6 protein-coding genes and 2 pseudogenes are annotated in these 7,873 nt (G+C 70.7%); 3 read left to right on the top strand and 5 right to left on the bottom strand.

Features of this window, described 5'->3' with window-relative positions; translation table 11 throughout:
- Positions 1-853, bottom strand: a pseudogene (locus ACZ4FV_RS20835) (Fe-S oxidoreductase); the annotation flags it as partial.
- Between the two features lie 593 nt (positions 854-1,446).
- Here ACZ4FV_RS20835 and ACZ4FV_RS20830 point away from each other — a divergent pair.
- On the top strand, positions 1,447-1,635 hold the full coding sequence (locus tag ACZ4FV_RS20830) for a DUF397 domain-containing protein (RefSeq protein WP_395870020.1): 189 nt from the start codon (positions 1,447-1,449) through the stop codon (positions 1,633-1,635).
- Positions 1,636-1,756: 121 nt separating this feature from the next.
- Here the strand turns inward: ACZ4FV_RS20830 and ACZ4FV_RS20825 are convergent, their stop codons facing one another.
- The 3 genes and pseudogenes from ACZ4FV_RS20825 to hglS all read right to left on the bottom strand — a co-directional run bounded on the left by ACZ4FV_RS20825 (position 1,757) and on the right by hglS (position 4,412).
- Entirely contained in the window at positions 1,757-2,314 is a 558-nt protein-coding gene (locus ACZ4FV_RS20825; protein WP_395870022.1) for a GNAT family N-acetyltransferase, read from the bottom strand.
- A gap of 77 nt (positions 2,315-2,391) precedes the next feature.
- Positions 2,392-2,958 (bottom strand): annotated as a pseudogene (locus tag ACZ4FV_RS20820) (aldehyde dehydrogenase family protein); the annotation flags it as partial.
- Positions 2,959-3,011: 53 nt separating this feature from the next.
- Positions 3,012-4,412 (bottom strand): 2-oxoadipate dioxygenase/decarboxylase, encoded by a 1,401-nt coding sequence (gene hglS / locus ACZ4FV_RS20815; RefSeq protein ID WP_402237236.1) that lies wholly within the window; start codon positions 4,410-4,412, stop codon positions 3,012-3,014.
- A 467-nt stretch (positions 4,413-4,879) separates the two neighbouring features.
- On the opposite strand from hglS, the gene ACZ4FV_RS20810 reads away from it, so the two are divergent.
- Both ACZ4FV_RS20810 and ACZ4FV_RS20805 read left to right on the top strand, forming a co-directional pair.
- Positions 4,880-6,088: a hypothetical protein gene (locus tag ACZ4FV_RS20810; RefSeq protein ID WP_402237238.1), complete on the top strand. Its 1,209-nt coding sequence runs from the start codon at positions 4,880-4,882 to the stop codon at positions 6,086-6,088.
- A gap of 137 nt (positions 6,089-6,225) precedes the next feature.
- Positions 6,226-6,825, top strand: coding sequence for a GNAT family N-acetyltransferase (locus ACZ4FV_RS20805; RefSeq protein ID WP_395870026.1), 600 nt, complete (start codon positions 6,226-6,228; stop codon positions 6,823-6,825).
- On the opposite strand, the gene ACZ4FV_RS20800 is transcribed toward ACZ4FV_RS20805, so the two are convergent.
- The gene (locus ACZ4FV_RS20800) at positions 6,799-7,803 is read right to left on the bottom strand and encodes a LysR family transcriptional regulator (protein ID WP_402237241.1); all 1,005 of its coding nucleotides are present in this window, start codon (positions 7,801-7,803) and stop codon (positions 6,799-6,801) included. The two genes, ACZ4FV_RS20805 and ACZ4FV_RS20800, sit on opposite strands and share 27 nt — an antisense overlap.
- Positions 7,804-7,873: the final 70 nt, after the last annotated feature.

Below are 7,873 nucleotides of genomic sequence, written 5' to 3'. Positions count from 1 at the left end.
GCGACACCCCGAACACCGCGTCCTCGGCCGGGTCCTCGAAATCGATCACCTCGCCACCCGAACGCATCGGCGCCAACGCACCCAACGCGACACCATCATCGGCATCACGCTTGAAATAGATGTTGAAGAACGCCAGGAACCGATGCCAGGCCACACCCATACTCGGCTTGAGTCCGATGGTGATCGCCCACGTCATCGAGATGACGATCTTGACCGTGGCGACGATGAAGATCAGGTTCTCCAGCGTGCCGTCGGAGAGGTCCGCGAACGCGACCACCAACGGGTAGCTCACCCAGTAGCCCGGCTCGTACGCGTCGACTCCCGCCAGCGCGCCCTCCAGGCCACGCAGCATCATGATGCAGACGCCCACCGAGCCGACCACGAACTCGACGAAGTACGCCTGGCCGAACCTGGACCCGGCGAACCGGCTCTTGCGACCGGGCCGGCGCGGATGGGAGGACTGCCGGATCGCGATCAGCACCAGGATGCCGACGATGGTCATCAGGCCCATGAACTCGGTGAAGACCTCGAACACGTCCCAGTGCCCGAGACCCCACAGCGCGAATTTTGGCGAGAAGAGTTGGCCGTACGCGTTCACCAGGGTCAGGATCAGCGCGCCGAACCCGACCATGACGAACCAGTGCGCGGCACCGACGATGCCCCAACGGAGCATCCGGGTATGCCCGATGGTCTCGGTGAGCATCGTGCGCAGACGCGTGCCGGCCGCGTTGGTCCGGCCGCGCACGGGCTGCCCGAGTTTGACGAACGAGTAGATGTAGGCGGCGGTGCGCCCGAGTAGGGCGAACCCGATCACGCTGATCAGCAGCGAGATCACGATCCCTGCGAGTTGCATGCTGTTCGGCTCCTCCGGTGGGACGTCCCTTCCGGGGCGTGTATCGGCCGACTGGGCAAGGCCGCTCGGGCGCCCTACCCATTGGTAACTTGACCACTGCGTCGATGATATCGGCCCGCCCGACACCGCCGACCTCGCGGGTTTCGCCCGCTTCGCCCCGACCGCGCCGCACGTTCCGATCCGACCGGCCGGCTCGCCAGTTGTGTGACGCACCGTCAGATCAGTCAGCATGCATGCTGCCATGTCGGAGCGTCGAAATCCGCAACAGGTCCCGGCATCGCGCCGTCGTCATCCGGGCACGGGATCGAAACCCTCGGCGCTCAACCGAACTGCGAGCGTCACATGCGATGCGCGTCCTCGGTCGGGTCGTGCCGATCGGTTCGAATTCGGGTTCGCGCCGAACCTGCTCCCGGGCGGCTTCGACCGGCTCCACCAGCGGGTATGGACGTGCACCGGGCACCGACCTCGGCACCGTCCCCGCATGGCCGCTCGCAAACGCTTGACCTGGCGGTCACTCCGAGAAATCGTGAAAGTGCGGAGCGATTCGGGTACTTCGCTCCGGCTCGTCCGATCTTCACGAGAAAGGGTCCCGAATGGCCGTCTCTCCCCCCGCTGATTGGACCACCAGCAGTTATTCGCAGCATCAGAATTGTGTGCAGTGGCGCAGCCCGGATGACGGGGACATCCGTGTCGCCGACTCCAAGGCCGGCCCCGACGGGCGGCAGATCCCGGTGGCACGAACCGCCTGGACGGCGTTCGTGGACGGACTCAAGCGCGCTTGACCCGAGGCCGTCGCCCGGGCGGGGGCACCCGCGCACGGGTGCCTTCGCCCGGGGTTCGCGAACGCTGCCAGTTCGGGTTCGCGCGTACGGCGCGCCGCTACCAGGCTTGCGCGGCGCGCCGCTACGAGGCTTCGTGCGCGGCGCGCCACTCGGGGGCGAGGACCGACCAGATCTCGGTGTCCTGGCGCACGCCTCGGTAGGGGTAGTTCTGCCGCTGGACTCCTTCGCGGCTCATGCCCAGGCGCTTGGCCACGTTGATGCTCGGGGTGTTCTCGGCGGGCACCAACCACTCCACCCGGTGCATGCCGCGTTCCCGGATCGCCCAGTCGATGATCACCCGGGCCGCGCGAGTGGCCAGCCCGCGGCCGGCGACGGTCGGTTCCAGCCAGCAACCGGCCTCGCAGTTGCCCGCGGCCACGTCGAAGGTCGGGAACAGCACGCCGCCCACGAGGAGTCCGTCGACCCAGATGCCATACACCCGACCGGCGTCGGCGGCGGTCTTGTCCGCGTAGCCCTGGAGCCACTTCCGGGCGGAATCGAGGTCTGCCGCGACGTCGGGCAGGCCGACGTATCGACCGATGAAATCCCGGCCGCGGTCGATGTGGGCGAGGAACTCCTCGGCCCGCCAGGGCTCCAGCGGCCGCAACTCGGCTCCGTCGCCCAGGGATAGCGCGAACATTCCCGTCCTTCCGCAATGACCGTGCAGGATCGCCGATCGATCATGCGGATTCTAGGACGATCTTGGGTCGGCTCGGACGGTTTCCACACCACGGCGTCACCGCAGACCAGCGCGAGCGCGGTGTTCCACGACCACACCGCGGCCGGAAAGTTGAAGGCGGAGATGACGCCGACCACGCCCAGCGGGTGCCACGACTCGGACAGCCGATGCCCGGGCCGTTCCGAGGGCATGGTGCGCCCGTAGAGCTGCCGGGAGAGGCCGACCGCGAACTCGCAGACGTCGATCATCTCCTGTACCTCGCCGCGCACCTCGGTCCGGATCTTGCCCCCTCCAGGGTGATCGGCTCGGCCACGTCCTCCCGGTGTTCGGCGAGCAACTCGCCCAGGCGTTTCACCAGTGCCCCGCGCACCGGGCGCCGGTGTCGTACGCCAGGTCTCGTAGGCCCGCCGCGCGGCCGTGACGGCCTCGCTCACCTGCTCCGGCGTCGAGGAGACGAGCCTGCGCAGCACGCCACCGGTGATCGGGGTACGCACGACCACGTCCCCGGCGTCGGGTCCGGGCGCGGCCCCACAGCGACGCAGGCACGCGTCGGCCCGTGCCCGCTGCGCCTCGGTGTCGGGGAGGCGGGCAGCGGAATCGGGCATGTCGTCTCCTGCTCGGGGCCGCGGCCGGTCGCGGCGTCGCGGGTGTGCGGGAATCACGCCGGTGCGGAGGGTGGCACCGCCAACTCGGTGCGGGCCTCGGCGAGGGAGGTGTCCCGCTGCGCGGCGTAGAGGTCGATCGGGTCCTGTACGGGTCGGCCGATGGTCTCCGCCAGCCAGGGCCGGTCGTAGTGCGTGCCGGAGCGGGTGGCGTCCCGGGTGCCCGCGTCGGTCAGGTTGGATTGGAAGATTCCGGCGGCGGAGCGCGGCAGGAAGTCCTCGTACACGATCGGCTCGGCCTCGATCCAGCCCTCGTCCAGGAGTGCGGCGAGGTCCTGCGGCGGCTGCCGCTCCGTCGGGCGTCGCTCCGGTGCGGTCGCCCGGTAGGTGAAGAACGCCTGCTCGTTCAGGGCCAGTTCGCGCTCGGTGCGGGGGAAGCGCGCGGTCCAGACCGCACGCGCGAGCTCGGCCCGGTCCACCGCCGTGACCCCGGCGGCCCGCCGGTCGGTCTCGGTCATCAGGTCGTCGTACAGCGCCCGGCCGGTCGTGGTGAGCGCGATGCCGCGGGCCTCGACCTCGCCGAAGCGGACCCGCAGTGTCCCGAACTCCGTGCCGCCGTCGGCGCTGCGGAACCGCCGCTTCTCCTCCAGGGCCCGGAAGGAGGTCTGCCGCAGCAGCACGTCGGGGCCGTCCCAGCGGGGTGGGCCCTGGATCTCGTCGATCATGGTGATCCCGCGCCGGCCCATCTCCGCGTAGAGCCGGTCGATGTCCAGCACCCGCGGCGTGAGGTGGTTGATGTGCGTACCGGTCACCCCGCCGATGTCCGCGGCCACCGCGGACACCCGGGCCAGTTCCCGGTACCAGGCTCCGTCGATCGGGTCGGAGGACAACCGGAAGGCGTCCACGGCCAGGGCGAGGAAACGTTCGGCCGGCTCCGGATCGAGCCCGCCGTCGCGCTCGGCCCGATCCGCGAGTTCCAGGAGCTCGGCGGGAAAGAGTTCACGCCGGGCGAGGAAGGCTTCCAGACGTGTCTGGAGATCCTCGTCGAAGAAGCGACGATCGGCGCTGGTGAGCAGGGAGGTGAAGACCCGGAAGGGATTGCGCGCCAACTCCGCCGGTTCGGTCGGCCGAAACGCGGTGGACACCACCGGTACCGAACTGCTGCTCGCCTCGCGCAGGTCGTAGAAGCCGACGGGACGCATCCCCATCGCGCCGAAGATCGCCGCGACCTGCCGCAGTTCGCCGGGTGTGCCGACCCGGATCGCCCCGTGCCGCTCCGCCGCGACCCGCTCCACGCCGCCGAGTCGACCGGCGTCGCCGTCGACCCGCGAGACGTCCTCGTTGATCTCCGCGACGGCGGCCGACAGCGTGGTGTAGGCCGGGACTTCGGTCCCGTACATGTCCGACAGACGGCGGGCGAAGGCGGCCCGCAAGCGCCAGGCGGGTACGGTCCCCATGAGTGCTCCTCGATCGGTCGGCGGCCGGAGCCGGGTCGGCGTCGAGGTCGAGACCTCGCGCCGTGGATCATTCGACCTCCCAGTCGTACCCACGCGCCGGGCGTGCGCACTCCCACCATCTCGCCGCCACGCCCGCCCCGGCGCACGCCGCGCCCGCGGGCCCGACCGTGGTGCGCCGTCCGGGCGAAGCGATCGCGACGCGGCGGCTTCGCGGCGGATGCACGGCGCCGACACTGCACGGATTTGACAAGACACGGAGTGTGCGCTCCTACGCAACGATGATTTGTCGCTTCAGCGATGACCAGACAATCACCGAAGACCTTCGAGCAAGCAAAAACTCGCGCATCATCGATCAATTTCGCTCTTCAACGACCCGATGCTCCTGATCGGGCATCCGTCCACACTTCGGCAGGGTCGCTCGCAAGGGTGATGGTTCTCCTCGTTGGGATGAATACCCGGGGGTCGGCGTGTGCCGGGCACGAAAGCCTCGTTATCCGCTCCGAAGCCGATCCGCGACCCACACGCTTCGACAAGCACCCCCGGGGCCGGCCTGCGCACGCACCGACTTCGGCGGTCGTACGAACCAGGAGCCGATCACGCCACGCACGTCGAAATCCGCATCCGGCCCCGCCCCGCACGACGAACCACGGTCCGCCGCCATCCGGGCGGGCCGCATCCGTCCACGCCCCGTCGTCCTCGCGGCCATCGCCCTCGGCGTCGCCGGCGTCGGCATCGCCGTCGCCTGGACCCGAGCCGCCGGCCAACCGGGATCGGCCACCCTCGCGCTCGTTCTCGCCGCCGTCTCCCTCGTCGTACTCGCGCGCTCCGACCTGGGATCGACGCCGCCGCGGCTGACCGTCCAGGGTTTCCTGGCCATCGCCGTGGGGACCGTGCAGACCCTGTCCTTCCCGCCCGCGGCCGCGCCCTCCCGCGCCCTGTTGTGGCCGCTGCTCGCCTTCCTCGCGATCGCCCTCGCCATCACCGTCGGCGTAGCGGTCCGGCAACTGACCGTCCTCGCCCGCTTCGAGGGCGCGTGCGCGCGCCGGGTGCGCACGGCCCTGGACACGTGGTTGATCGGCGCCTCGGTGGTCGCCCTGGGCCAAGCCCTCGCCCGGCACTGCGCCGCCGGCGAACACCGACACGAACCCACCACGGTGACGTGGGTGATGGTGGGGTGGTTGTGCGTCGACATGCTGCTGTTCTGCCTGGCGCCGGTACTGTGCGCCCGGCCCGTGCGGGGGCGCCGAGCCGCCGCGACCCTGGTCGCGCTCGTACCCGCCGTGGTGATCGGCGTCGAGGGCCTCGACGCGCTCGGGCACGCGACGGCCACCTGCACGGATCGGCTCTCGGCGGCGACCCGGATCGCCGGGATGCTGATGATCACGTTCGGGGCCTGCCTGTGCGCCGGCACCCGAACCGCGATCACCGTACGCTGCCGGGCGGCCACCGGTGCGCTGACCGTATGCGTCCCGGTGCTCGCCTGCGTGGCCATCGTCTGTGCCCACACGCTCGCCGGCCACCGACCCGACCGGTTCACCCTGGGCGTCGCCGGCTCCATCGTGGCCGCGTTGTGGATGCGCCAATGCCTGACCCACGCCCGCAACCTGCGACTCGCCGAGCAACTCGCCGCCCGCAGGCCGCACATCCCGCGCCAGACGACCCGGCGAACGCGCTGACGGGCACCGCCGCCGAGTCGCCCCGAACACTCCGGCGCAACCGCCCGGGGCCGCCCGGCACGCGCCGGGCCGACATCCGCCGCCGCGCCTCGGGCCGGTGCGCACCCGCGAACGTCGACTCGCGAGAATGGGCGACCATGGCACCGAAGATCGAACTGCTCCTGCCCACCGCTGCCGACGCTCGGCTGCGCACCGAGGTCCATCACGTCTTCCACGACGTCGCGCGCCTCGGCGGCGCGATCGGCTACCTGACACCGCCGGCCAAGCCCGCCACCGACGCCTGGCTCGAGGACGCCCTCGCCGCCGTCCGGGCCGGCGACGCCGCGTTCATCGTCGCCCTGGTGGATGGCGCCGTGCGGGCGACCGGCCTGTGGCGGCGCAGAGCAGAGCCGGTCTTCGCGCACACCGCCGAGGTGGAGAAGGTGATGGCACACCCGGCCGGCCGCGGCCTGGGCCTGGGGCGCCTGCTGATGACGGCCCTGATAGACAACGCGCGCCGGGCCGGGATCGAGACCCTCGCGCTGGGCGTCCGGGGCAACAACCACGGCGCGATCGAGTTGTACGAGGAGCTCGGCTTCACCGTCTGGGGTCGCCTGCCCAACGTCATCGAGATCGACAACGAGCGCTTCGACGACATCCGGATGGCCCTCTCCCTCGGCCACGGCCCCGACGTCGTGCTGCGCGGCTCCACGCCCGGCGGACCGGGCTCATCACCCCGGCGCCCGCTCACCCGCTGAGCGACCCGAGACCACTGTTCGGCCCCGCCCGACTCGGGACGCCGCCGACTCCGGCTCGTCGTCGGCGCCGCGGAAAGCGGCGATCGTGCCCGGTACCGCCAGCGCGGGCGCGATCTCCAGGATGACGTCGGAGAAAGCCCGGATGCGTGTGTCCGCGTCGTCGCGGGAACGCCAGACCAGGCCGTGCTCGATCGGCGGCATGTCGGGAGCCGGGACGAAGCGGATCTCGGGGTGTTGGTACAACATCGGCAGTTGTGCGTCACCGGGCACCATCGCCCGCCCGGCGGCGACCTGCGCCAGCGCTTGCGGATACGTGGCGCACGGTTCGCCGCGCCGCCCGATCACCCGCCCGGCGGGGGTCCGGCGGGGCGTATGGAAGTCGGCCCAGGATCCGGGGACCGAGTCGGCCATCGTGACGAACGCCTCCCCCGCCAGATCCTCGAACGAGAGCATGTCGCGTCCCGCGAGGCGATGCTTCGCCGGCAGTGCCATGTACCTGACGCTGCGCGTGATCACCGGGCCGATCGTCAGGTCGGGCTCGTCGACCGGCAGCGTGATCAGCAACAGGTCGGCGTCGCCGTCGCGCAGTTGTCCCACATGGTGGTGCAGGAGGGTCTCCACGACGTGCACCGCGCAGTCCGGGTTGCGCCGCTCGAAGACCTCTCGCGCGGCGGTCACGAAGCGCCCGGCCTGAATGCCCATGAACCCGACGGTGAGCGTGCCGGTGATGCCCCGCCCGGCGAGTTCGGCGCGGTCCATCGCGCGCTGGATGCCCTCGTACAGCGGCACCAGGTCGTCACGCAGCCCGCGTCCGACGGTGGTCAGCTCGACCCGCCGACTGGTGCGTTCGAACAGGGTGACGCCGAGGCGCCGCTCGATCTTCTTGATCGTGGTGCTCACCTGGGCAGTGGACACATACAGGCGCGTGGCGGTGCGCCCGAAGTGCAACTCCTCGGAAAGCGTCAGAAATATCTCCATCTCCGCGCGTTCCATCGTCCCCACCCATTCCCCGGATCCATCACCTGACGTAGACAATCCTCCCGCATCG

The organism is Embleya sp. NPDC025285 (assembly GCF_055558835.1).
The sequence above is the reverse complement of the archived record's forward strand: the minus strand, read 5'-3'. Positions and strand labels throughout refer to the sequence as shown.